The organism is Wenxinia saemankumensis (assembly GCF_900141735.1).
GTDB classification, from domain to species: Bacteria; Pseudomonadota; Alphaproteobacteria; order Rhodobacterales; family Rhodobacteraceae; genus Wenxinia; species Wenxinia saemankumensis.
Genome location: NZ_FQYO01000002.1, coordinates 214,741 through 237,720, shown reverse-complemented (window position 1 = coordinate 237,720; position 22,980 = coordinate 214,741). Strand labels below are relative to the sequence as shown.

At 70.0% G+C, this 22,980-nt stretch carries 23 protein-coding genes and 1 tRNA gene; 6 read left to right on the top strand and 18 right to left on the bottom strand.

Annotated elements, in window-relative coordinates:
- Positions 1-48 precede the first annotated feature (48 nt).
- From rpoB to BUE30_RS04915, 4 genes are all read right to left on the bottom strand, one after another.
- A complete protein-coding gene (gene rpoB, locus BUE30_RS04930) occupies positions 49-4,188 on the bottom strand; it encodes a DNA-directed RNA polymerase subunit beta (protein ID WP_073326752.1) in 4,140 nt (1,379 codons plus the stop codon).
- Positions 4,189-4,571: 383 nt separating this feature from the next.
- Positions 4,572-4,949: a 50S ribosomal protein L7/L12 gene (gene rplL / locus BUE30_RS04925; RefSeq protein WP_073326751.1), complete on the bottom strand. Its 378-nt coding sequence runs from the start codon at positions 4,947-4,949 to the stop codon at positions 4,572-4,574.
- A gap of 70 nt (positions 4,950-5,019) precedes the next feature.
- Complete coding sequence (gene rplJ, locus BUE30_RS04920) at positions 5,020-5,538, bottom strand: 50S ribosomal protein L10 (protein WP_073326750.1); 519 nt, start codon at positions 5,536-5,538, stop codon at positions 5,020-5,022.
- 300 nt (positions 5,539-5,838) lie between these two features.
- Positions 5,839-6,657: an AAC(3) family N-acetyltransferase gene (locus tag BUE30_RS04915; protein WP_083601140.1), complete on the bottom strand. Its 819-nt coding sequence runs from the start codon at positions 6,655-6,657 to the stop codon at positions 5,839-5,841.
- A 70-nt stretch (positions 6,658-6,727) separates the two neighbouring features.
- Between BUE30_RS04915 and BUE30_RS04910 the strand changes: the two genes are divergently transcribed.
- The 3 genes from BUE30_RS04910 to BUE30_RS04900 all read left to right on the top strand — a co-directional run bounded on the left by BUE30_RS04910 (position 6,728) and on the right by BUE30_RS04900 (position 8,986).
- Positions 6,728-7,105, top strand: coding sequence for a rhodanese-like domain-containing protein (locus tag BUE30_RS04910; RefSeq protein WP_073326749.1), 378 nt, complete (start codon positions 6,728-6,730; stop codon positions 7,103-7,105).
- A gap of 119 nt (positions 7,106-7,224) precedes the next feature.
- Positions 7,225-7,683 carry a PRC-barrel domain-containing protein gene (locus BUE30_RS04905; RefSeq protein WP_073326748.1) on the top strand — a complete coding sequence of 153 codons (459 nt, stop codon included), beginning with the start codon at positions 7,225-7,227 and terminating at the stop codon, positions 7,681-7,683.
- Positions 7,684-7,822: 139 nt separating this feature from the next.
- Positions 7,823-8,986, top strand: coding sequence for an MFS transporter (locus BUE30_RS04900; protein WP_073326747.1), 1,164 nt, complete (start codon positions 7,823-7,825; stop codon positions 8,984-8,986).
- 143 nt (positions 8,987-9,129) lie between these two features.
- On the opposite strand, the gene rplA is transcribed toward BUE30_RS04900, so the two are convergent.
- Together rplA and rplK are read right to left on the bottom strand one after the other, a co-directional pair.
- On the bottom strand, positions 9,130-9,828 hold the full coding sequence (rplA, locus tag BUE30_RS04895) for a 50S ribosomal protein L1 (RefSeq protein WP_073326746.1): 699 nt from the start codon (positions 9,826-9,828) through the stop codon (positions 9,130-9,132).
- Positions 9,829-9,831: 3 nt separating this feature from the next.
- Positions 9,832-10,284: a 50S ribosomal protein L11 gene (gene rplK / locus BUE30_RS04890; RefSeq protein ID WP_073326745.1), complete on the bottom strand. Its 453-nt coding sequence runs from the start codon at positions 10,282-10,284 to the stop codon at positions 9,832-9,834.
- Positions 10,285-10,571: 287 nt separating this feature from the next.
- Here rplK and BUE30_RS04885 point away from each other — a divergent pair, with 287 nt between their 5' ends.
- Complete coding sequence (locus BUE30_RS04885) at positions 10,572-11,204, top strand: YdeI/OmpD-associated family protein (protein WP_073326744.1); 633 nt, start codon at positions 10,572-10,574, stop codon at positions 11,202-11,204.
- On the opposite strand, the gene BUE30_RS04880 is transcribed toward BUE30_RS04885, so the two are convergent.
- From BUE30_RS04880 to BUE30_RS04845, 8 genes are all read right to left on the bottom strand, one after another.
- Positions 11,201-11,767, bottom strand: a complete 567-nt coding sequence (locus BUE30_RS04880; protein ID WP_083601138.1) for a hypothetical protein — start codon at positions 11,765-11,767, stop codon at positions 11,201-11,203. The genes BUE30_RS04885 and BUE30_RS04880 overlap by 4 nt on opposite strands.
- 19 nt (positions 11,768-11,786) lie before the next feature.
- The gene (gene nusG, locus BUE30_RS04875) at positions 11,787-12,320 is read right to left on the bottom strand and encodes a transcription termination/antitermination protein NusG (protein WP_073326743.1); all 534 of its coding nucleotides are present in this window, start codon (positions 12,318-12,320) and stop codon (positions 11,787-11,789) included.
- 234 nt (positions 12,321-12,554) lie between these two features.
- Complete coding sequence (gene secE, locus BUE30_RS04870; RefSeq protein ID WP_073326742.1) at positions 12,555-12,752, bottom strand: preprotein translocase subunit SecE; 198 nt, start codon at positions 12,750-12,752, stop codon at positions 12,555-12,557.
- Positions 12,753-12,844: 92 nt separating this feature from the next.
- Positions 12,845-13,615, bottom strand: a complete 771-nt coding sequence (locus tag BUE30_RS04865) for a sulfite exporter TauE/SafE family protein (RefSeq protein WP_073326741.1) — start codon at positions 13,613-13,615, stop codon at positions 12,845-12,847.
- 121 nt (positions 13,616-13,736) lie between these two features.
- The gene (locus BUE30_RS04860) at positions 13,737-14,162 is read right to left on the bottom strand and encodes an RrF2 family transcriptional regulator (protein WP_073326740.1); all 426 of its coding nucleotides are present in this window, start codon (positions 14,160-14,162) and stop codon (positions 13,737-13,739) included.
- A gap of 58 nt (positions 14,163-14,220) precedes the next feature.
- Positions 14,221-14,688, bottom strand: a complete 468-nt coding sequence (locus BUE30_RS04855) for a hypothetical protein (RefSeq protein ID WP_073326739.1) — start codon at positions 14,686-14,688, stop codon at positions 14,221-14,223.
- Positions 14,689-14,784: 96 nt separating this feature from the next.
- Complete coding sequence (locus tag BUE30_RS04850) at positions 14,785-15,441, bottom strand: CatB-related O-acetyltransferase (protein WP_083601136.1); 657 nt, start codon at positions 15,439-15,441, stop codon at positions 14,785-14,787.
- 98 nt (positions 15,442-15,539) lie between these two features.
- Positions 15,540-15,615, bottom strand: a tRNA-Trp gene (locus tag BUE30_RS04845).
- A gap of 234 nt (positions 15,616-15,849) precedes the next feature.
- Between BUE30_RS04845 and BUE30_RS04840 the strand changes: the two genes are divergently transcribed.
- Both BUE30_RS04840 and BUE30_RS04835 read left to right on the top strand, forming a co-directional pair.
- Positions 15,850-16,554 (top strand): lysophospholipid acyltransferase family protein, encoded by a 705-nt coding sequence (locus tag BUE30_RS04840; protein ID WP_083601134.1) that lies wholly within the window; start codon positions 15,850-15,852, stop codon positions 16,552-16,554.
- Between the two features lie 75 nt (positions 16,555-16,629).
- Positions 16,630-17,127 carry a ferritin-like domain-containing protein gene (locus BUE30_RS04835; protein WP_073326738.1) on the top strand — a complete coding sequence of 166 codons (498 nt, stop codon included), beginning with the start codon at positions 16,630-16,632 and terminating at the stop codon, positions 17,125-17,127.
- A gap of 182 nt (positions 17,128-17,309) precedes the next feature.
- Here BUE30_RS04835 and BUE30_RS04830 read toward each other — a convergent pair whose 3' ends face one another.
- From BUE30_RS04830 to BUE30_RS04815, 4 genes are all read right to left on the bottom strand, one after another.
- Positions 17,310-17,489 (bottom strand): CsbD family protein, encoded by a 180-nt coding sequence (locus BUE30_RS04830; protein WP_073326737.1) that lies wholly within the window; start codon positions 17,487-17,489, stop codon positions 17,310-17,312.
- A gap of 87 nt (positions 17,490-17,576) precedes the next feature.
- On the bottom strand, positions 17,577-18,575 hold the full coding sequence (locus tag BUE30_RS04825; protein ID WP_073326736.1) for a zinc transporter ZntB: 999 nt from the start codon (positions 18,573-18,575) through the stop codon (positions 17,577-17,579).
- 501 nt (positions 18,576-19,076) lie between these two features.
- Positions 19,077-20,252, bottom strand: a complete 1,176-nt coding sequence (tuf, locus tag BUE30_RS04820) for an elongation factor Tu (RefSeq protein WP_073326735.1) — start codon at positions 20,250-20,252, stop codon at positions 19,077-19,079.
- Positions 20,253-20,395: 143 nt separating this feature from the next.
- Entirely contained in the window at positions 20,396-22,864 is a 2,469-nt protein-coding gene (locus BUE30_RS04815) for a DNA topoisomerase IV subunit A (RefSeq protein ID WP_073326734.1), read from the bottom strand.
- Positions 22,865-22,980 lie beyond the last annotated feature (116 nt).

Genomic DNA, 22,980 nt, shown 5'->3' with positions numbered 1-22,980 from the left:
CCACGCACCCTACGGACAAAGGCGTAGGGTGCGTGCTTGCACGCGCCGTTATTCCTCCTCCTCCGCGTCCAGGAGTTCCATGTTCAGGCCGAGGCCGCGGACTTCCTTGACGAGCACGTTGAAGCTCTCGGGAACGCCCGCCTCGAAGTTGTCCTCGCCCTTGACGATCGCCTCGTAGACCTTGGTCCGGCCGGCCACGTCGTCCGACTTCACCGTGAGCATCTCCTGCAGGGTGTAGGCGGCGCCGTAGGCTTCCAGCGCCCAGACCTCCATCTCGCCGAAGCGCTGGCCGCCGAACTGCGCCTTGCCGCCCAGCGGCTGCTGGGTGACGAGCGAGTACGGCCCCGTCGAACGGGCGTGGATCTTGTCGTCGACCAGGTGGTGCAGCTTGAGGATGTACTTCATCCCCACCGTCACCTGACGCTGGAACCGCTCGCCGGTGCGACCGTCGAACAGCCAGGATTGCCCCGACGTGTCGAAGCCCGCGCGCTGGAGCATGTCGTCGACATCCGGCTCCTTCGCGCCGTCGAAGACCGGCGTCGCGATCGGCACGCCCTTGCGGACATTGCCGGCCATCTCGATCAGGGCCTCTTCCGGCGTCTCGGCGATGCCCTCTTCGTAGACGTCGTCGCCATAGGCCAGCTTCATCGCCTCGCGGACGGGGGTCATGTCGCCGGACCGGCGATAGCCCTCCAGCGCCTGGTCGATCTTGATGCCCAGGTTCCGGCTGGCCCAGCCCATGTGGCACTCGAGGATCTGCCCCACGTTCATCCGGCTCGGCACGCCGAGCGGATTGAGGCAGACGTCGACGGGGGTGCCGTCCTCGAGGAAGGGCATGTCCTCCTGCGGGATCACCTTGGACACCACGCCCTTGTTGCCGTGACGGCCGGCCATCTTGTCGCCGGGCTGCAGCTTGCGCTTCACCGCGACGAAGACCTTGACCATCTTCATCACGCCGGGGGGCAGGTCGTCGCCGCGGCGGACCTTCTCGACCTTGTCCTCGAACCGGGCGTCGAGCGTGCGCTTCTGCACCTCGTACTGCTCGTTCAGGGCCTCCATGATCTTGGCGTCGTCCTCGTCCTCGAGGGCGAGCTGCCACCACTGGCCGCGGGACAGCTGATCGTCGAGCAGCTCGGCCGTGATCTCGCCGGACTTGAAGCCCTTGGGACCCTTCACGGCCTTCTTGCCGAGGATGAGATCGCGCAGGCGGGCGTAGATGTTGCGGTCGAGGATGGCGAGCTCGTCGTCCCGGTCGCGGCCGAGACGCGCAATCTCCTCGCGCTCGATCTGCAGGGCGCGCTCGTCCTTGTCGATGCCGTGCCGGTTGAAGACGCGGACCTCGACCACAGTGCCGTAATCGCCGGGCGGCAGGCGCAGCGACGTGTCGCGCACGTCCGACGCCTTCTCCCCGAAGATGGCGCGGAGGAGTTTCTCCTCCGGCGTCATCGGGGATTCACCTTTCGGGGTGATCTTGCCCACGAGGATGTCGCCCGGCCCCACTTCGGCGCCGATATAGACGATGCCCGCCTCGTCGAGGTTGCGCAGCGCCTCCTCGCCGACGTTCGGAATGTCGCGGGTGATCTCTTCCGGGCCCAGCTTGGTGTCGCGGGCGGCCACGTCGAAGACCTCGATATGGATCGAGGTGAAGACGTCGTCCTTCACGATCCGCTCGGAGATCAGGATCGAGTCCTCGTAGTTGTAGCCGTTCCACGGCATGAACGCGACGAGGACGTTCTTGCCCAGCGCCAGCTCGCCCAGATCGGTCGACGGGCCGTCGGCGATGACCTCGCCCTTGCCCACCGTGTCGCCCACCTTCACCAGCGGACGCTGGTTGATGCAGGTGTTCTGGTTCGACCGCTGGAACTTGCGCAGGCGGTAGATGTCGACGCCCGCATCGCCGAGGGACAGGTCCTCGGTCGCGCGCACGACGATCCGCTGCGCGTCGACCTGATCGATCACGCCGGCCCGGCGCGCCTGGATGGCGGCGCCGGAATCGATGGCGACCTTGCCCTCGATGCCGGTACCGACGAGCGGCGCCTCGGCCTGGAGGAGCGGCACGGCCTGCCGCTGCATGTTCGAGCCCATGAGCGCGCGGTTCGCGTCGTCGTTCTCGAGGAACGGGATCAGCGAGGCGGCGACCGAGACGAGCTGCTTGGGCGACACGTCGATCAGGTCGACGCTCTCGGACGGGGCCAGCGTGTATTCACCGGCCTGCCGCGTGTTGACGAACTCGTTGACGAGGTTGCCCTTGTCGTCAATCGCGGCGTTGGCCTGCGCCACCGTGTGACGCTGTTCCTCGGTCGCGGACATGTAATGGACTTCGTCCGTCACCTGCGCGTTCTGGACCTTGCGGTAGGGCGTCTCGATGAAGCCGTACTTGTTCACCCGCGCGAATGTGGCGAGCGAGTTGATGAGACCGATGTTCGGGCCTTCCGGCGTCTCGATCGGGCACATCCGGCCGTAATGGGTCGGGTGCACGTCGCGCACCTCGAAGCCCGCGCGCTCGCGCGTCAGGCCGCCCGGCCCGAGGGCCGAGAGACGCCGCTTGTGCGTCACTTCCGACAGCGGGTTGGTCTGGTCCATGAACTGCGACAGCTGCGAGGAGCCGAAGAACTCGCGCACCGCGGCGGCCGCCGGCTTGGCGTTGATCAGGTCCTGCGGCATCACCGTGTCGATTTCGACCGAGGACATGCGCTCCTTGATGGCGCGCTCCATCCGCAGCAGGCCGACGCGGTACTGGTTCTCCATCAGCTCGCCGACCGAGCGCACCCGGCGGTTGCCGAGGTGGTCGATGTCGTCGATCTCGCCCTTGCCATCGCGCAGGTCGACCAGCGCCTTGATGCAGGCGAGGATGTCCTCGCGGCGCAGCGTGCGCTGGGTGTCCGGCGCGTCGAGGTCGAGGCGCATGTTCATCTTGACCCGGCCCACGGCCGACAGGTCGTAGCGCTCGCCGTCGAAGAACAGCTGGTCGAACAGCGCCGAGGCGGCGTCGACGGTCGGCGGCTCGCCCGGGCGCATGACCCGGTAGATGTCCATGAGCGCGCCTTCGCGGTTCATGTTCTTGTCCGCGGCCATCGTGTTCCGCATGTACGGACCGACATTGATGTTGTCGATGTCGAGCACGGGGATCGTCTCGATCCCGGCATCCATCAGCTCCTTGACGGAGCCGCCGATGACCTCGCCGTCCTTGTCCATCTCGAGCGTCAGCTCGTCGCCGGCCTCGACATAGATCGCGCCGGTCTCCTCGTTGATGATGTCGCGGGCGACGTATTTCCCGACGATCTGCCGGTAGGGCAGCAGCAGGTCGGTGATCTTCCCCTCGTCGATCATCTTCTTGACCGCGCGCGGCGTGACCTTGTCGCCGGCCTTGGCGATCACCTCGCCCGTATCGGCGTCGACGAGATCGTAGGTCGGGCGCGTGCCGCGCACCCGCTCGGGGAAGAACTTCGTGCGCCAGGCCTGCGCCTTGCGGTCGAAGGTGTAGTCGACCGTGTTGTAGTAGGCATCCATGATGCCTTCCTGGTCGAGGCCGAGCGCATAGAGCAGCGTCGTCACCGGCAGCTTCCGGCGGCGGTCGATGCGCGCGTAGACGAGATCCTTGGCGTCGAACTCGAAGTCCAGCCAGGAGCCGCGATAGGGGATGATCCGGCAGGCGAAGAGCAGCTTGCCCGAGCTGTGCGTCTTGCCCTTGTCATGGTCGAAGAACACGCCCGGGGAGCGGTGCATCTGGCTGACGATGACCCGCTCGGTCCCGTTGACGATGAAGGTGCCGTTCGGCGTCATCAGGGGCATGTCGCCCATGAAGACGTCCTGCTCCTTGATGTCCTTGACCGACTTGGCGCCCGTGTCCTCGTCCACGTCGAACACGATGAGGCGCAGCGTCACCTTCAGCGGCGCGGCATAGGTCATGTCGCGCTGCTGGCATTCCTCGACGTCGTATTTGGGCTTCTCGAGCTCGTACTTCACGAATTCGAGCGTGGCCGTCTCGTTGAAGTCCTTGATCGGGAAGACCGACTGGAACACGCCCCGGATCCCCTCGCCGTCCTGCGGCTCGGGCTGGTCGCCGGAGTTCAGGAAGAGATCGTAGGAGGATTTCTGAACCTCGATGAGGTTCGGCATCTCCAGCACTTCGCGGATCTTGCCGTAATACTTGCGAAGGCGCTTCTGTCCGAGGAACGACTGAGCCATGCTGCGGGGAACTCCATGCGTCTGGCGGGCGTACTTCGGCCGGGACACCGAAGGGCGCTCACTGTTCGGTCGGGACCGTCTCCATGCTCGAGGCGCGCCCAAACGCCTCTCTCGAAACGGTCAACTGACCCGTCAGAACGCAGGATTTCCTGCCCTCTGAGAGATCAGCGGTCGGATGGTTGGCGATGTGTTTACGTTTGGGGCTGCGGCACGAGGCGGCATCTATGGCAGATTCGCCGCAAGCGCAAGGGGGCGGCGGACGCGGACGTCAAGGGCCATCGCGCGCGCCCATGCCCGCCGGAACGCAGAAGCGGCGGCCCCGTTCGGGACCGCCGCTCCATTTCCGCCGTAGGGTGCGTGCTCGCCACGCACCGCGGCCCGCCTCAGGCCAGTTCGACCTTGGCGCCGGCCGCTTCCAGCTTCGCCTTGATCTCTTCGGCTTCCGCCTTGGGAGCGGCTTCCTTGATCTTGCCGCCGGCCTCGACGAGGTCCTTGGCTTCCTTGAGGCCGAGGCCGGTGATGCCGCGGACTTCCTTGATCACGTTGATCTTCTGCGCGCCGGCATCCTTGAGGACGACGTCGAACTCGGTCTTCTCCTCGGCTGCCTCGGCGGCGCCGCCGGCGGCGGGGCCGGCCATCATCACCGCGCCGCCGGCGGCGGGCTCGATGCCGTACTCATCCTTGAGGATGGTCTTCAGTTCCTGGGCCTCGAGAAGGGTCAGACCCACGATCTCTTCGGCGAGTTTTTTCAGATCGGCCATTTCAGGTATCCGTTTGCTTTAGGTGTGTTCCAACGACGGGGCCGGACCCGGCCCCGCAGACATTGAGGAGTCAGGCGGCGTCCGCCCGCTCCTCGATGGTCGAAAGGATGCTCGCGATGTTCGAGGCAGGTGCGCCGATCGCCCCGGCGATGTTCGAGGCCGGCGCGGCGATGCAGCCCACGATGGAAGCGATGAGCTCCTCGCGGCTGGGCATCTTGGCGACGGCCTGCACACCGGCAGGATCGAGAGCCGTGTCGCCCATGGCACCGCCGAGGATGACGAGCTTGTCGTTCCCCTTGGCGTATTCGTCGACCACCTTGGCCGCGGCCACGGGATCTTCGGAATAGGACAACACGGTCATGCCCGTGAGGTACTCGCCGATGCTCTCGCACGGCTTGCCCTCGAGGGCGATCTTGGCGAGCCTGTTCTTGGCAACGCGCACGGACCCGCCCGCATCACGCATCTTCGCGCGCAGGTCCTGCATCTGAGCAACCGTCATGCCTTCGTAGCGGGCAACCACCACGACGCCAGAGCTTTCGAAGATCTGGCCGAGTTCCTCGACCACTTTCTCTTTCTGGGCTCTATCCACAGTTTCACTCCAAGTTGGGGTTTCCCCCGGCTCAGTCGTGCCGATCCCCGAGAGCCGAGGAACGGCGGCGTAGTCCTGTCAACGGGGAGGAGCCGAAACTGCCCCGGAACGCGGGCCCGCATCGGGCGCGTCCGGCCAATCTGGTCTGTTCCCGTCTCGGGCAGGATTTAGCGGCCTTGGGGCCCACCCACCGTCTCGGACGAAACGAAGACGCGCCCGAATCGCGCGGGACGCCTTCGGGTGCCTCCCTAGCGGCTGCGGCGGGGCTTGCCAAGGGGCGGGCGCCATTCCCGCGCGGTCTCAGGCTCCGGTCTTCCCCGGTCCCGCGGCGACATGCGCCGCGGCGAAGTCGACGAGGGCCCGCATCGGCATCACCCGGACCCGACCCCCGAGCCCCTCGCCCACCCGGCCGGTACGGACGAAGGCCGCACCGATCCCGGCGAAGCGGTCGGCGAAGCCTTCGACCTCCTCCACCTCCTGCCAGATCGTCCGGCCGCCCTCGCGCCGGACCGGCAAGCGGACGCGGCGCGGCGCGACGCCGGGCACGCGCCATTCGGCGAGGTGGAAGGCGGTGCAGGACTCCCATCCCGCGCCCAGCAGGACGATCCTCGCATCGGCATCGTAGAGCCGCGCGAGGGGCGACCCCTCGCCCTGCGCGGGGGCCAGCGGATGGCCGCGCGTCAGGTCGGCCGCGGCGGGCCCGAGGGCCAGGAGCGATTGTGCCGGGTGGTGCGAGCGCTCCACGCCGTGCACCGCGCGGAGCGCCTCGTTCACGCGGCTGAGCCCCCGAGTCGGCGTCAGCCCCGGATCGAAGTGCGGCATCGCGTCCCGCACCTCGTCCACCCATCCGGGCGGCAGAGGCGGGGCCACCCATGCGCCCGGGTCGGTCAGCTGCGTGCTGTCGCCGTTCATCGCCAGGGTTCCCCCGGGCCCCAGCACGTCGCGCAGCGCCTCCAGCACCGACTGGGCCGCCCCCGGCAGCCAGCCCAGCCGCGACATCGCGGCATGGGCCAGGGCCACGTCGCCCGCCCGCAGGCCCGCCTGCCGCAGCGCCCCCGCCAGCGCCCCGCGCGTCAGCGGCGCCCCGGACCGCGCCATCGCCTCTTCTTCCCGCGACACGCGCGCTCCTTTCCGCCGCCCGGCCGGCCGCTATCTCGACCCTCGCACAAGGCAAGGAAGGGAGATCCCCATGAAGACCGCGCAGGACTTTCTCGACAAGGCCAATGCCGTCGTCCCCAGGATCGGCTTCGACGACGCCGTGGCCAAGCACAAGTCGGGCAACACGCTCTTCGTCGACGTGCGCGACAGCGGCGACATCGCCAGGACCGGAACGATCGAAGGGGCCAAGCGCATCCCGCGCGGCATGATCGAGTTCGTCGCCGACCCGAACACGCCGTTCCACGACCCCGCTCTGACGCCCGATGCCGACATCGTGCTGATCTGCGGCAAGGGCGGCCAGGCGGCTCTCTCGGGCAAGACCCTGCACGACATGGGTTTCAAGCATCTGGCCAATGCCGGCGGCTTCCCCGACTGGAAGGAGAAGGGCGGCCCGTCCGAAGCCGGGTAAGGCGTCCCGCCGCCCCGGACTGACCCCGGGTGAGCGCATTTCGGCAGGCGAGCCGGCGGAACCCGGCCGATGCTGAGCCGTTGGGAAAGCGCAATCGAAACCAACTCAAGAGGTTCGACATGAAATACGCCATTCCCGCCGCCCTCGCCGCGTCCCTCGTCGCCGGCCCGCTCGTCGCGCAGGACACGATGACCACCGAGGCCATGACGACCGCCGACATGGCGAACATGGACCGCGCGGAGCTGATCCGCACCCGCGACATCACAGGCGGCAACGTCTACACCATGAACCCCGCCGACGACGAAGGCTGGAGCCCCAACACCGCCTATGACGGTGTGGGCGAAGGCTGGAACAACATCGGCGAGATCGAGGATGTCGTCCTCGACACCAACGGCCAGATGATCGGCATCGTGGCCGAGGTCGGCGGCTTCCTCGACATTGGCGACAAGCACGTGCTGGTCTCCACCGGCGACGTCAACCTCGTCGCGGTGGACGATGCGACCTACGCGTTCGTCACCCGTCTGAGCGAGGAGGAGCTCGAGCAGCTTCCCGACGTGGACGAAGGGTTCTGGGACTGATCCCGCACGATCATCCCGAACGAAGGGGCGCCCTCGGGCGCCCCTTTTTCGTGGGGCGGGCTTTGCAGCGCCTCCCCTTGACCCCGGGCGACCGGCGGCGGCACGTAGCCCGCGACGCCCCTTCCCGGAAGACGACACCATGACGACCGCCGCCGCCCCGATGACCGCAAGGGCCCTGACGCATCACCGCGCCGTCTTCGCGCTCTTCTTCCTCTACGCCGTGGTGCTGGGCGCGATCCTGTCGCGGCTCTACGACATGCAGGTGCGACTCGGGGTGGAGGAGGGGGCGCTCGGCCTCGGTCTGCTGGGGATGCCGCTCGGCACGCAGATCGCGCTTCTTCTCGGGGCGCCTCTGGTGCGGCGGCTGGGACTGAAGGGGATCGTCGGCGCGGGCATGGTCCTGCTAGCAGTGGGGCAGACCCTCGCCGCGACCACCCTGACGATCCCGCTCTTCTTCGCGGCGCTGACGCTGGGGGGCCTCGGCATAGGGCTGATCGAGGTCGTCCTGAACCTCGAGGCGGACCGGGGGGAGGCGATGCTCGGACGGCGGATCATGTCCCGCGCCCATTCCTTCTGGAGCTTCGGCTTCTTCGCCGCGGGGCTCGTCGGCGCGGCCGCGGCCGGGCTGGCCATGCCGGTCTGGCTGCACCTCGTCATCCTCGACGCGGTCGCGCTGGTCGCCACGGCCGTGGTGCTGAAGGGCATCCGCCCCGCCCCCTCGCGGCTGGTGGAGGACGCGCCGGCCGCCCGCTTCGTCGCGCCGGACCGGATGATCATGGTGCTGCTGGCGATCACCCTGTCGGCGATGATGCTGGAAGGGGCGGCGAACGACTGGTCGATCATCTACATGCGCGACACGTTCCAGCCGGGCGCATTCATCGCCGGCCTCGCGCTGTCGGTCGCGGCGGGCAGCCAGGCCCTGATGCGCTATTTCGCCGATCCCGTGGTGGACCGGTTCGGGCCCCGCGCGGTCGCGCGGAACCTGCTGATCGTGCTGGGGATCGGCGTGGCGCTGGTGGCGCTCGCCCCGAATCCGTGGGTCGCCTTCGCCGGTTTCGCCGCGATCGGGATCGGCAACGCGACGCTCTTCCCGCTCGCCGTCTCGGCCGCCGCGCAGCGCAGCGACCGCCCCTCGGCCGAGAGCGTCGCCGCCCTCGCCCAGACCTCGTTCATCGTGTTCCTGCTGACCCCGCCTCTGCTCGGCTTCGTGGGCGAGCATGTCAGCCTGCGCGCCTGCTTCGCCATCGGCCTGCCGCTGGTCGTGCTGTCGCTCGCCTTCGTGAACCGGCTCGAGGCGAAATAGCCCGGCCGCGCGGTGGGGGGGCCGCCGGCGGCCCGGGGCCCGCCCTGCCCCGGCTTCGTCCTTCCCGGGGGCCTGAAACGGACCCGAAACGGAAAAGGGCGGCCCCGAGGGGCCGCCCTTGCCGAAAGCGTCAGATAAGAGGCTCAGTTGCCAGTGGCGGAGGCCACGTCGACGCTGACGCCCGGCCCCATGGAGGAGCTGAGCGAGACCTTCTTCATGTAGGTGCCCTTGGCGCCGGCGGGACGCGCACGCGACACCGCCTCGACGAAGGCGCGGACGTTCTCTTCCAGCTTGCCGGCGTCGAAGGACGCCTTGCCGATCCCGGCATGGACGATGCCCGCCTTCTCGACCTTGAACTGGACCTGGCCGCCCTTGGCCGCCTCGACCGCGCCCTTCACGTCGGTGGTGACGGTGCCGATCTTGGGGTTCGGCATCAGGTTGCGCGGGCCGAGCACCTTCCCCAGACGGCCGACGATCGGCATCATGTCCGGGGTGGCGATGCAGCGGTCGAACTCGATGGTGCCGCCCTGGACGGTCTCCATCAGGTCCTCGGCGCCGACGATGTCGGCGCCCGCCGCCTTGGCTTCCTCGGCCTTGTCGCCGCGGGCGAAGACCGCGACGCGCACGGCCTTGCCGGTGCCGTTGGGCAGGTTGACCGTGCCGCGGACCATCTGGTCGGCGTGGCGCGGATCGACGCCGAGATTCAGCGAGATCTCGACGGTCTCGTCGAACTTGGCGTTCGCGTTGGACTTCACGAGGGCGACGGCCTCGGAGAGCGCGATGTTCTCCTTGCCGGCGAAGGCGTCGCGGGCGGCGCGGGTGCGTTTACCGATCTTGGCCATGACTTACCCCTTCACCTCGATGCCCATCGACTTCGCCGAGCCGACGACGGTCTGCATCGCGCCCTCGACGGAGGTCGCGTTCAGGTCCTTCATCTTGGCTTCGGCGATCTCGCGCACCTGCTTGAGGGAGATCGAGCCGGCGGTCGACTTGCCGGGCTTCTCCGACCCCTTGGGGCGGTTGCGCTTGCCCACGGGCTTGAGGCCCGCGGCCTTCTTGATGAGGAAGGACGCCGGCGGCGACTTCGTCTCGATCGTGAAGGACTTGTCCTGGTAGTAGGTGATCACCGTCGGAATCGGCGAGCCGGGCTCCATGTCCGCGGTCTTGGCGTTGAACGCCTTGCAGAATTCCATGATGTTGATGCCCCGCTGACCGAGGGCGGGACCCACCGGCGGGGAGGGGTTGGCCTGGCCGGCCTTCACCTGCAGCTTGAGCTGCCCCATGACTTTCTTGGCCATGGTGTCTCCTTTCGTTGCAACGTCCCCCGGGCGCGTCCCGGCGGAGGCTCATGTCGCGTGGTCCGGGTCCCGGCACGCGTGCCGGTCGCCTCCCACGTATGAATCGCCCCCGAACGGAGACGACAGGCCGGCCGCCTACACCGCGGTAGCCCGGCTGGCAAGGGGCCGCGGGAGGCGGGGCCCGGTCCCGCCCCCCCCCGTGCCGCCCGGCATCGCTTGGCGGATGGGCCGACCTGTGCCACTCCTTGCGGGACCCGGGACCGCGAACAGCCGCAGGGGAAAGCCGCATGGACCGCGCGATGATCACCGATCCGGACGTCTACTTCGCGCGCGGCTGCGGCCGCTGCGACCGCTTCGATACGGCCGATTGCTCGGCCCGGCTCCACGCCGCCCCCCTCGCCGCCCTGCGCGCCCTCTGCCAGGATGCGGGGCTGGAGGAGACGGCGAAATGGGGGCATCCGGTCTACATGGCGCATGGGCGCAATATCGCGATGCTCGGGGCCTTCCGCGCCGACGTGGTGCTGACCTTCTTCGATGCGGCCCTGATGACCGACCCGGACGGCGTCCTCGTCCCCGCCGGCCCCAATTCCCGCCACGCCGGCACGATCCGGTTCGCCCGGCTCGAGGATGTGGAGGCCCTTGCCCCCACGATCCGCGCCTATCTCGCGGAGGCGGCGCGCTACGCCGCCGAGGGCCGCAGGCCCCCGAAGGAGGAGGGCGGGATCGACCTGCCCGCGGAACTGGAACAGGCGCTCGACGACGATCCCGAGCTGGCGGAGGCGTTCCACGCCCTCACCCCCGGCCGGCAGCGCAGCTACGCGATAGCGCTGAACAGCGCGAAGAAGGCGGAGACGCGGATCGCGCGGATCGGGAAGTTCCGCCCGAAGATCCTCGCCGGGCTGGGGGCGCTGGAGCGCTAGACGAGGCCGAGCGCATGGCGCAGCGGCGCCGGATGACGCCCCGCCGGAATGGCCCGCACCATGAGCCCGGCATAGCGCCGCTTGCGCCCCGCGCGCGAGGCCAGGAACCGCCGCAGCTGGTCGTGAAGCGGCCGGTCCGCCCAGGCGCTCTGCGACCGGAGTGTCGCGAGGGCGCTGGCCTCCCCCTCCCGCGCGATCAGGTCGAGTGCGGCATCCTCGCCCAGCGCCCGAAGCAGCTCGTCCTCGAGATCCCGGTCGCAGATTCCGAACCCCGCGCGCGCCGGCGCCGTCTCGGGCGGTATGCATGGGAAACCCGCCCGCCGCAGCGCGACGATCAGGAAGGGCACCTCTGCCCGGTCGATCAGGCCCCCGACGAGACGGCCCGATCCGCGCGGGCCGTGCGCCAGGAGGATCGGCGGGGTCGCATGCGCGCCGCCCGCCACGACGATGCCGGTCCCGGCAAGATCGCCTCCCGCCACTTCGGCCAGCGTCCGCAGGGCCACGGCGTCGCTCTCCCCCTCGACGAGGAGGAGGCGCCCGTCCATCGACGCGGGGGCGGCCACGCCCCCGGGACCCGTCGGATCAGCCCTGCTTGGTCACCTGGGTGAATTCCAACTCGACGGGGGTGGCGCGGCCGAAGATCGAGACCGTCACCTTCAGGCGCTGGTTGTCGTCGTCGACCTCCTCGACCATGCCGTCGAAATCCTCGAACGGGCCATCGTTCACCTTGACCCGCTCGCCGATCTCGAAGCGGATCAGGGTGCGCGGCGCCTCCTGCCCCTCCTCGACGCGGCCGAGGATCGCCTCGACCTCGGCGTCGCGCATCGGCATCGGGCGGCCCTGCGGGCCGAGGAAGCCGGTGACGCGGTTGATCGAGTTGATGAGGTGATAGCCCTCGTCGCTCATCTCCATGTGGACGAGGACGTAGCCGGGCATGAAGCGGCGCTCGGTCGTGACCTTCTTGCCCCGGCGCACCTCGATCACGTCCTCGGTCGGGACGAGGACCTCGTCGATCTGGTCCTGAAGCTCCTGCTCCTCGACCTTGGTGCGGATCTGCTCGGCGATCTTCTTCTCGAAGTTCGACAGGACCGAGACCGAATACCAGCGCTTCGCCATGTCAAAATCCTATCTCTGGTCCGCGCGGGCGGCGCGGAGGGCATCATCGCGGCCCGCGATGGCGGGCCCGTCGGGGCGTCCGCACTGCCGCGGGCGCAGGCGGAGATCGCTCCGCCGGATACATTTCGGGCGCCCGGCCAATCCGCCGCGCGCCCGTCCGACCCGAGGACGGGTCGCGCGCCTCTTACCCAAGGCGCGGAGGGGAATCAAGCGCCCGTCGCGGCGCGGGCCGCGTCAGCCGCCGAAGACGGTCAGAACGCCCTGCAGGCCGGACCGGATCCCCAGATCGACGAGGCTGAAGAAGATCGCCGCCACCGTCGCCAGCAGGAAGACCATGATCGTCGTCAGCGTCACCTCGCGGCGCGTCGGCCAGACGACCTTCGCGATCTCGGCGCGGGTCTGCTGGATGAAGGTGAGCGGGTTGGTGGCCATCGGTCTGCCCTGTCAAGCGCGGGAAAGCGGGGCCAACATACGCCGCCCCCGCCCGATGTTCAAGCCGCCGGTCCCGGGGACGGCGGCGCGCGTCAGAGCCGGCCGAACTGGTAGGCGGCGAGGGCGACGATCAGCGCCCCCACCATCGCCATCAGCACCCGCGGGCGGATGACCGAGACGACCTTGCCCGCCAGCGGCGCGGCGAGCAGACCGCCCGCGATCAGGCCGGCCACGGCCGCGGCATGGCCGGCCAGTCCCGCCTCCTCCTGCCAGTGGCCCGTGACGAGGGCCGAGAGGAAGGCGGCGGAGACGGCGACGGTCAGGAAGAACTCCGCCGTGTTCACGGTGCCGATCGTCTCGCGCGGTGCGCCGCCGGCGCCGATCATCGCGGTGGTCACCGTCGGCCCCCAGCCGCCGCCGCCGACCGCGTCCATGAAGCCGCCGATGCCGCCGAGCGGCGCGACGGCATAGGGAAGCAGGCGGCCCCGCAGCTCCGGCAGCAGCAGCGCCCGGACGAGGATCCAGACCCCCATCACGGCGAGATACCCCGCCACGAAGGGGCGCAGGACTGCGCCGTCGAAGCTGGTCAGGATGTAGGTGCCGACGAGGCCGCCCAGGATCCCCGCGGGGGCGAGGACCGCCAGCAGCCGCCAGTTCACGTTGCGGTGCCAGACATGAGACGACGCCGAGGCGCCGGTCGTGAAGACCTCGGCGAAGTGGGTCGAGGCGCTGGCGGCGGCGGGCGTCACGCCGAAGGACAGCAGCACGGACGAGGCGACGACCCCGTAGGCCATGCCGAGCGCGCCGTCGACGATCTGCGCGAGGAAACCCACCGCGGCGAAGAGGAGAAAGGAGTCTTCCATGGGGCCCTCCCGGGCGCTGATTGATTCCATGTATTACCTACCATCAAACTATGGAATTGGGTCCAGAGAAATCGTCGGGGGCCCCGCACTTCCCGGATCCAGCCGGCCCGGCGCCCGTTTCCTAGCCGAACGAGACTTTCTTGCCGCCCGCCGCCTCGGCCAGGGACATGCCCTCGAGCAGGAGGGCGGAGGTCTGGCGCACCGCGACGAGGATCGGCCGGATGGCGCAGCTCTCCATGTCCTCGCAATCGTCGCAGCGCTTGGGCGCGGCAGCGCGGGCGCAGGGGGCGAGCGCGAGGGGCCCCTCCACCGCCCGCAGGATCTGGGCGAAGGTGATCTCGTTGGCCGGGCGGGCGAGCACGTAGCCCCCCGAGGGGCCGCGTCGGCTCTCGACGATGCCGCGCCGCTTCAGCTCGGCCAGGAGCTGCTCGAGGAACTTGGGCGGGATGCCCTCGGCCTGCGCGATCTCGGCCGAGGGGACGCGCGTCTCGGCCCGCGCGAGGTGGATCGCGGCATGCAGGGCGTAGCGGGCCTTTTGCGAGAGCATGTCAGCCCCTAGCCCCTGCTCCGCCCCCGGATCAAGCGGGAAGGGTCGGCCCCGGCGATCAGGGGGTCGGAGCCATGTCCCCGAAGCGCTCGAGGTCGGGGCTGTTGATGTCCTCGATCCCCCATCCGGCGCCCTCGTCCGTCATGACGAGGGTCAGGATGTCGGTATAGGGCGTGCCCTCCCATTCCCCCTCGTCGATGGCGAAGGGGACGTGGGCATGGCCCTGCGAGTCGTAGCGGGGATTGCCGAGCGCGCCGTCCCAGGCGTCGACCGCCTCCACCTGCCAGCCCGAGAAGATCTCGTCGTACATCTCGCTTCCCGGTCCCGCCTCGAGCAGCTGCGCGAAGGTCTCGCGGTTGGTCTCGTTCGACAGGCGCGACAGCGCCTCGAGATCGCGGGTCCGGAACGCGACGAGTGCGGCGCGGGCGGTGGCGACGGGATCGGCGCGGTCGATTTCCTGCGCGGTGGCCGGCACGGGCAGGAGGGCGAGGAGCGCGGCGGCAAGGGCGGCACGGGCGGGACTCATGGGAATGGCCTCATCGTGGGAACGTCGCGCCCGGCCAGCGGACCGGGCGCGACGTTCCTTAGCGCGCCCCCTTCCCCAGGGGCAACCGCCCGGCCCTCAGGGCGCCGCGGCCGCCAGCGCGTCGACATCGCCGCCGCAGATGGCCGCCTCCGCCTCCACGATCCGCTCGATCGGCCAGTCCCACCACGCGACCGAAAGCAGTCGCGCGATCTCCGCCTCGGCGAATCGGCGGCGGACGATCCGCGCGGGATTGCCGACCACGACCGAATAGGGCGGGATCTCGCCCCGCACGACCGCCCCGGCGCCGAGGATGCAGCCACTGCCGATCCGGGCCCCGGGCAGGACCATCGCCCCCTCGCCGATCCAGACGTCGTTGCCGATCACCGTGTCGGGAAAGCGGGTCGGCATGGAGGGACGCCCCTCGGCCCCGCCGCCGAAGATCGCGAAGGGAAAGGAGCTGATCCCGTCATGGCGGTGATTGGCCGAGGCCGTGATGAACCGCACCCCGTGCGCGATCTGGCAGAACCGGCCGATCACCAGCCGCTCGGGCGAAAACGAGTAGAGATGCGGCGCCAGCCGCCCGGCCCAGCCATCCGACGTGTCGGGCGGCGGGTCGCGGTCGGAAGCGTAGGAATAGGCGCCGATCTCGATCCGGGGATGGTCGATGACGGCGGACAGGAAGACGGTCCCGGGATGGCGGCCGCCGCCGGGCAGCGCAACGGGATGGATCTCTCGCGGAGAGGGAAAGGGCATGGAAGGCCTCGCAGGTCTGATGTGCCGGAAAAGCGATCAGGTGCGGTGCTGGTCCATCGTCCTTGTCTCTCTCGCTACATCGAGCCGTCGCGTGGTGGTGGCAGGGGCAGCAGGACTTGAACCCGCGACCTACGGTTTTGGAGACCGCCGCTCTACCAACTGAGCTATACCCCTAGACCACGGGCGCGGCTTACCGGCGCCGTGCGGCGGGATCAAGGGGGAAGCGGTCTTGCCTCGCCGGAACCGCGGGGGATAAGCCGCCCCGGCGGACGGCGCCACGCCGCCGCGACATCTGCCCGCCCTGCCCCGCCGGATCGGCGGACGGGGCCCCGACCCGGCGGCCCTCCGTCGGCCACCTGTCCCAGATCGGCCCCCGCCGGGCCGAGTTCCCCCTTCGGACCCGATCCCGTGACCGAGCCCCGCCCCTCCCTCCGTGCCCGCCTCGCCCGTCATCCGGCGCTGCTGCGGCCGCTCGCCTGGCCGCTGTCGCTCTGGATCGGCACCGCCACCGACCCGCGCCGCTGGCGGATCGACGGGCGGGAGGAGCTGGCCGCCGCGCTGGCGCAGGGGCCGGTGATCCTCGTCCTCTGGCACGAGCATATCGCGCTCGTCGCGCGGCACTGGCCCCACCGGGCCGGCCCGATCACCAATGTCCACGGCGAGGCGCCGATCGCCCGGCTGGCCGGGCAGGTGCAGGCCCGGTTCGGCCCGCGGCCCGTCGCGCTGGGCGGGACCGGCCTTGCGGCGACCCGGCTCGTCATGGGCCGCCTGAAGGCGGGGACGAGCATCGGCCTCGCCGCCGACGGGCCGAGGGGGCCGCGCCGCGTCGTCCGTGACCCGCCGCTCGACTGGGCGCGCGCGAGCGGAGTGCCGGTCTTCCTCTACGCCGCCGCGCCGGAGAGGGGCCGGCGCCTCGCCAGCTGGGACCGTCTGGTCTGGCCCGCCCCGTTCACCGGGGGGGCCGCCCTGTTCCGGCGCTGGGAGGCACGGATCCCGCGCCGCCCGGACGAGGCGGCACGCGCGGCGCTCAAGGCGGATATGGGCCGCGCCCTCACCGCGATGTCCGACATCGTGGAGGCCCGGGCAGTCGAACGGGGGGGCCGCGCCGGATGACGCGGCCCAGACGGCGGGAACCCCGGCAGGGGCCCTTCCGTTGACCGGGCGAGCAATCCCGAAAGGAGGCCCGCCATGGCCATGAACGACCTCAAGGACGTCTATCTCGACCAGCTCCAGGACCTCTACAGCGCCTGCAAGCAGAGCCTCGCCGCCACGACCGAGCTCGGCCGAGCGGCCACCGACGAGACCCTGTCCGAGGCGCTGATCGCCGGCGGCAACGGCATCTCCGAGGGCATGGACAAGATCGCCAGCCTCTGCAACGACCACGGGATCGACCCGACCGGCGAGCATTGCAAGGGGATGGAGGGCCTCGTGAAGGAGGCCCGCGCGCACGCGCTGGAGGAGGAGTTCGGCGACGACGATGCGCGCGACGCGATGATCATCACGCAGTACCAGCGGATGTGCCACTACGCGCTCGCCGGCTACGGCTGCCTCGTCGCCTTCGCCAACCGACTCGGCCTCGACGGGGACGCGGCGGTGCTGAAGGACTGCCTCGACCAGACCTATGACGGCGACCGCCGGATGACCGACATCGCGGTCAATGGCGGGGTCAACGCCGCCGCGGCCTGATCGCCCGGCCCATCTGCACACAAGAGGGGCACTGCGGGGCCCCTTTTCAGGCGTGCGCCCCCGCGGCGCCCCCCCCCCGGCATCTGACGGGCGCCCCCCGCGGGGGTGGGAAGCCCCGGTCCGCCGCCCCCGCTGCCGAACCGCCCCCGGCACGCGTCCGGGGGCGCTGTCCGGGCTCCGCCTCAGAGATCGTTGATCGCGCCCTTCACGCGGCCCTTGGCGGTGTCGACCTTGCCCTTCGTCTTCTGGGCCCGCCCCTCGGCTTCCAGCCGCTCGTCATCGCCGGCCTTGCCGGCCGCTTCCTTCACGGCGCCGACCACCTTGTTCGCCGCGCCCGTCGCCTTGTCGCTGAATTCGCCCATCGTCCTGATCCTCTGTCGACCGCCTGATGCGGACGCCGGGTAACGCGCGGCGGCGGATCCGGTTGCCGCTCGTCGCGCGCCGCCGGATCACGGCCGCGTGGACGCCCGGCGCAGGCGGATCACACCCCAGCGCCACAACAGGGCGAGAAGGACGAGCGTCAGCGCGCCCAGGGCGCCGGTGAAGACCCAGAAGGCCGGCGGCCAGCTCGCGCCGGGCATCCCCGCGAGGTTGATGCCCATGAGCCCCGTCAGGAATCCCAGCGGCAGGAAGACGGCCGACACGACCGACAGGATGTAGAGGTTCCGGTTCAACCGGGCGTCGGACAGGCTCGCGATCTCGTCCTTGAGGACCAGAAGCCGCTCGCGCAGGCTCTCGATCACCTCGGTATGTCGGCGCAGGTTGTCCTCGGCCTCCTGCAGCTCGAAGCGGTCGTCCTCGGAGAGGAGCGGCCCGGTCACGCCGTGGAGCCGCGCGATCGCCTCGCGCTGGGGGACGAGGAAGCGGCGGAAATCCACGACCGCGGCCCGGGAATCGGTGATGCGGGGGCCCAGCCCGTTCTCCTCCCCCCTCAGCAGACGGTCCTCGAGCGCGTCGGCATCGACGTCCATCTCGGTCACGACGCTGCCGATCCGCTCGGTCAGCTCCTCGACCAGGACGGCGAGGAATCGTCCCGCCGTGGCAGGCCCCTCTCCCGCGGCGAACAGATCCCGCATGTGCTCGACGCTGCGCAGCGGCCGGCGGGTGAGCGTCACGATCCGCGCCGGGTCGGCCCAGATCCGGACCGAGATCATGTCCTCGGGATCCTCGCCCTCGTTCAGGTTGACCCCCCGCACGTTCAGCAGAACCCCGTCGCCCACCGCGCTCGTCCGCGGCCGGGTCGCGTCGGCGATCAGCGCGTCGCGCACCGCCTCCGGCAGATAGTCGAGATGGGCATCGATCCAGTCGTCCGAACGCGGATCGTCGGCCTGCAGATGGACCCAGGCGCAGGTCTCCTCCTGCAGGGCGGCTGCGATGGAGTCCGACCCGTGCAGCGGGGCGGAACCGTCGCCAAGCGTGAAGGCGAAATGGATGAAGTCGTCGCTCATGCCGGTCCAGCTAGCGCGGCGCGGACCAAACGGGAAGGCCGGGGGGACCCTGCGCCGACCGGCGGGGGCCCGGATCGGGCCTGGGGGGGGCCCCGGATCGAGGTCCGGGGCGGGTCTTGGATCGGGTCGGCCGGGGCCGGCTTCATGCGGAGGGGGCCGGGGCCGGCCATCTGTCCGGGCGTCCCGCGGCGGGGCTGCGGGCCGGAACCGGGCAGGAGGCGTCGCAGGTTGGTCCCGCATTGCCTGCCGGACCCGTCGCCGGTGTCCGATCCGTGGCCCACGGAGGCCGCCACCGCCCCCCGCCCCTGACGGACGACCGGACGCGCCGCCCGCCGGGCCTCACCGAAGCCCCGCGGACAGGCCCGCTCCGAACGGAAACGGCCGCCCCGGCAAGGGGGCGGCCGTATCGGCCCCGGTCGAGACCGGGGCCGGTCGTCACTCGATCACGCGATGATCCTCGACATGCCCTTGCAGGCGCGTCGGATCACCGGGCGATCCTCATCACTCGATGATCTTCGACACGACGCCGGCGCCGACGGTGCGGCCGCCCTCGCGGATGGCGAAGCGCAGGCCGTCCTCCATCGCGATCGGGGCGATCAGCTCGACCGTGAACTTCAGGTTGTCGCCCGGCATCACCATCTCGGTGCCCGAGGGCAGCTCGACCGTGCCGGTGACGTCCGTCGTGCGGAAGTAGAACTGCGGACGGTAGTTCGCGAAGAACGGCGTGTGGCGGCCGCCCTCCTCCTTCGTCAGGATGTAGGCCTCGGCCTCGAACTTCGTGTGCGGCTTCACCGAGCCGGGCTTGCAGAGCACCTGGCCCCGCTCCACGCCGTCACGGTCCACGCCGCGCAGCAGCGCGCCGATGTTGTCGCCCGCCTCGCCGCGGTCCAGCAGCTTGCGGAACATCTCGACGCCCGTGCAGGTCGTCTTCTTGGTGTCGCGGATGCCGACGATCTCGATCTCGTCGCCCACGTTGATCACGCCCCGCTCGACGCGGCCCGTCACCACCGTGCCCCGGCCCGAGATCGAGAACACGTCCTCGATCGGCATCAGGAACGGCTGGTCCACGGCGCGCTCGGGCGTCGGGATGTAGGCGTCGACCTCTTCCATCAGCTTGCGGATCGAGTTCTCGCCGATCTCGGCGTCGCGGCCTTCCATCGCCGCCAGCGCCGAGCCCTTCACGATCGGGATGTCGTCGCCGGGATACTCGTAGGAGGAGAGCAGCTCGCGCACCTCCATCTCGACCAGCTCCAGCAGCTCCTCGTCGTCGACCTGGTCGACCTTGTTGAGGTAGACGACCAGCGCCGGGATGCCGACCTGGCGGCCGAGCAGGATGTGCTCGCGCGTCTGCGGCATCGGGCCGTCGGCCGCGTTCACCACGAGGATCGCGCCGTCCATCTGCGCCGCGCCCGTGATCATGTTCTTCACGTAGTCGGCGTGGCCGGGGCAGTCCACGTGCGCGTAGTGCCGCGCCTCGGTCTCGTATTCCACGTGCGCGGTCGAGATCGTGATCCCCCGGGCCTTCTCCTCCGGCGCGCCGTCGATCTGGTCGTACGCCCGGAACTCGCCGAAATACTTCGTGATCGCCGCCGTCAGCGTCGTCTTGCCGTGGTCGACATGGCCGATCGTGCCGATGTTCACGTGCGGCTTGTTGCGTTCGAACTTTGCCTTGGCCATTGCCGTCAGCCTCATCTGTTTCGGGGGCCCGCGGGCCCGGGATTGACGTCGCCGGGCACATATTCGGGGCCGCCGGGGAAATCAAGCGGATGTGCCCGGCCGCGGGGCCGCGGGGCATCGCCGGGGGCCGGCCGCAGGGCGGGCTATTCCTCGAACGTGTAGCTGCGCGGGAAGCCGTGCGGCGGGCGCTTGCCCACGCCGGCGCGGGCGCCGAGCCAGTCGCTCATGTCGGCCTGGGTCCGGGTCTTGCCGCCGCCCATCGTCCAGGAGAGCCCGGTCGCCATGTCGAAGGTCGTGATGTCCGACAGGCCGCCGTCGAGCTCCAGCGTGCCCTGCTTGCCCCGCGCCTGGCCGTATTTCTGGATCCTGACGCCCTTGCCCCGGGTCATCTCGGGCAGGTCGGCGACCGGGAAGACGAGCAGCTTGCCGTTCTGGCTCACGACCGCGACGTGGTCGCCCGCGATCCGCTTCGCCGCCACGGCCTGCGTGCCGTCCTTGACGTTCAGCACCTGCTTGCCGGCGCGGGTCTGGGCCACGACCTCGTCCTCGGGCACGACGAAGCCGTCGCCCGCGCTCGAGGCGACCAGCAGCTTGCCCCCCGGCCGGTGCGGCATCATCGCGACGATCTGCGCCTCGTTCGGCAGGTCGACCATCAGGCGCAGCGGCTCGCCCATGCCGCGCCCGCCCGGCAGGGTCGAGGCCTGCACGGTGTAGAGCCGGCCATTGCTGCCGAAGACGAGGATCCGGTCGGTCGTCTCGGCATGGAAGACGAAGCGGCCCTTGTCGCCGTCCTTGAACTTCAGCTCGGTATCGAGCGCGATATGCCCCTTCATCGCGCGGACCCAGCCCATCTCGGAGCAGACGATGGTGATCGGCTCGCGGTCGATCATCGCCTCCAGCGGGACCTCGTCCATCACCTCGGCGGCGGCGAAGGTGGTGCGGCGGGCGCCGCCCTCGGCCCGGGCGCCGAAGGCCTTGCGCGTCTCCTTCAGCTGATCGGCGATGGCCCGCCATTGCAGGTCCTCGCTCTCCAGCAGGTCGTCGAGGGCGGCGCGCTCCTCCATCAGCGCGTCGCGCTCCTTCACCAGCGCCTCCTCCTCGAGGCGGCGGAGGGAGCGCAGGCGCATGTTGAGGATCGCCTCGGCCTGCACGTCGGAGAGGCCGTTCTCGCGGCCGGCATAGGCATGGGGGACCTTCGCCCCCTCCGCTTCCTCGGCCAGCACGCCGGAGGCCACCGCCTCGGGGTCGGCGACGAGCGCGAGCGTGGCGGGATCAACCCCGGCGAGCGGCGAGCGGTAGTCCCGCTCGTCCGTGGCGCGGGGGATGCCGGCCTGGTGCGGGACCGACCAGTCCTCGTACATCAGCGCCGCCTTGGGATCGTCATCGTAGCGGATGATGTCGATCACCCGGTCGAGGTTGAGGAAGGCGGTGATGAGGCCGGCCAGCACCTCCAGCCGGTGATCGATCCGCGCCATCCGGTGCCGCGAACGGCGCCCCAGCACGTCGCGCCGGTGGTCGAGGAAGGCGCGCAGCACCTCCTTCAGCGAGCAGACCTTCGGCGTGAGCCCGTCGATCAGCACGTTCATGTTGAGCGAGAACCGGATCTCAAGGTCGGTGTTCCGGAACAGCATGCCCATCATCATGTCGGGCTCGACCGTGCGGGCGCGCGGCTCGAGCACGATGCGCACGTCGTCCGTGCTCTCGTCCCGCACGTCGGCCAGCAGGGGCACCTTCTTGGTCTGGATGACCTCGGCCAGCTTCTCGATCAGCTTGGACTTCGGGACCTGGTAGGGGATCTCGGTCACGACGGCCTGCCACTGCCCGCGGCCCAGATCCTCCACCTCCCATTTCGCGCGGAGCCGGAAGGCGCCGCGCCCGGTGCGGTAGGTCTCGGCCATGCTCTCGGGCGGCTCGACGATGACGCCGCCGGTGGGGAAGTCGGGGCCGAGGACGTAGTTCAGCAACGTGTCGTCGCCGGCGCCCGGCGTCTTGATGAGGTGCAGGCAGGCCGCGATGAGCTCGTCGAGATTGTGCGGCGGGATGTTCGTCGCCATGCCAACGGCGATGCCGCTCGACCCGTTGGCCAGCAGGTTGGGATAGCTCGCCGGCAGGACGACCGGCTCGGTCAGGGTCCCGTCGTAATTGGCGCGGAAGTCGACGGCGTTCTCGGCCAGTCCTTCCATCAACGCCTCGGCCGCCGCCGTCAGGCGGGCCTCGGTGTAGCGCGAGGCGGCGGGGTTGTCGCCGTCGATGTTGCCGAAGTTGCCCTGCCCGTCCACCAGCGGGTAGCGCACGGCGAAGTCCTGGGCGAGCCGCGCCATCGCATCGTAGATCGCCGCATCGCCGTGGGGGTGGTAATTGCCCATCACGTCGCCGCTGATCTTGGCCGACTTGCGGTAGCCCCCGGTCGAGGTCAGCCGCAGCTCGCGCATCGCGTAGAGGATGCGGCGGTGCACCGGCTTCAGCCCGTCGCGCGCGTCGGGCAGCGCCCGGTTCACGATCGTCGAGAGCGCGTAGCTGAGATAGCGGTCGCCGATCGCGCGGCGCAGCGGCTCCGCCAGGACCGGCAGCGCCTCGGGGCTCATCTTGGGGTCGTCGTCATCTCTCGCCATAGATGCGGCTTTAACGGGCGCCCCGGGACCCGGCAAGCGGACCGCCTGCACAAAGTTCGGACTCACGAGGGAACGCAGAATCACGGTATGGTGTTGAGGGGCTGACAACGTGTGGC

Bases quoted from the DNA above. Each gene is read 5' to 3' on its own strand.
- rplK (WP_073326745.1), bottom strand. From the start codon at position 10,284: ATGGCCAAGAAAGTCATGGGGCAGCTCAAGCTGCAGGTGAAGGCCGGC.
- BUE30_RS04825 (WP_073326736.1), bottom strand. From the start codon at position 18,575: ATGAGCGACGACTTCATCCATTTCGCCTTCACGCTTGGCGACGGTTCC.
- rplL (WP_073326751.1), bottom strand. From the start codon at position 4,949: ATGGCCGATCTGAAAAAACTCGCCGAAGAGATCGTGGGTCTGACCCTT.
- tuf (WP_073326735.1), bottom strand. From the start codon at position 20,252: ATGGCCAAGGCAAAGTTCGAACGCAACAAGCCGCACGTGAACATCGGC.
- BUE30_RS04835 (WP_073326738.1), top strand. From the start codon at position 16,630: ATGGCCATGAACGACCTCAAGGACGTCTATCTCGACCAGCTCCAGGAC.
- rpoB (WP_073326752.1), bottom strand. From the start codon at position 4,188: ATGGCTCAGTCGTTCCTCGGACAGAAGCGCCTTCGCAAGTATTACGGC.
- BUE30_RS04885 (WP_073326744.1), top strand. From the start codon at position 10,572: ATGGACCGCGCGATGATCACCGATCCGGACGTCTACTTCGCGCGCGGC.
- BUE30_RS04830 (WP_073326737.1), bottom strand. From the start codon at position 17,489: ATGGGCGAATTCAGCGACAAGGCGACGGGCGCGGCGAACAAGGTGGTC.
- rplA (WP_073326746.1), bottom strand. From the start codon at position 9,828: ATGGCCAAGATCGGTAAACGCACCCGCGCCGCCCGCGACGCCTTCGCC.
- BUE30_RS04900 (WP_073326747.1), top strand. From the start codon at position 7,823: ATGACGACCGCCGCCGCCCCGATGACCGCAAGGGCCCTGACGCATCAC.
- BUE30_RS04865 (WP_073326741.1), bottom strand. From the start codon at position 13,615: ATGGAAGACTCCTTTCTCCTCTTCGCCGCGGTGGGTTTCCTCGCGCAG.
- secE (WP_073326742.1), bottom strand. From the start codon at position 12,752: ATGGCCACCAACCCGCTCACCTTCATCCAGCAGACCCGCGCCGAGATC.
- BUE30_RS04815 (WP_073326734.1), bottom strand. From the start codon at position 22,864: ATGGCGAGAGATGACGACGACCCCAAGATGAGCCCCGAGGCGCTGCCG.
- nusG (WP_073326743.1), bottom strand. From the start codon at position 12,320: ATGGCGAAGCGCTGGTATTCGGTCTCGGTCCTGTCGAACTTCGAGAAG.
- BUE30_RS04860 (WP_073326740.1), bottom strand. From the start codon at position 14,162: ATGCTCTCGCAAAAGGCCCGCTACGCCCTGCATGCCGCGATCCACCTC.
- BUE30_RS04910 (WP_073326749.1), top strand. From the start codon at position 6,728: ATGAAGACCGCGCAGGACTTTCTCGACAAGGCCAATGCCGTCGTCCCC.
- BUE30_RS04905 (WP_073326748.1), top strand. From the start codon at position 7,225: ATGAAATACGCCATTCCCGCCGCCCTCGCCGCGTCCCTCGTCGCCGGC.
- BUE30_RS04850 (WP_083601136.1), bottom strand. From the start codon at position 15,441: ATGCCCTTTCCCTCTCCGCGAGAGATCCATCCCGTTGCGCTGCCCGGC.
- BUE30_RS04855 (WP_073326739.1), bottom strand. From the start codon at position 14,688: ATGAGTCCCGCCCGTGCCGCCCTTGCCGCCGCGCTCCTCGCCCTCCTG.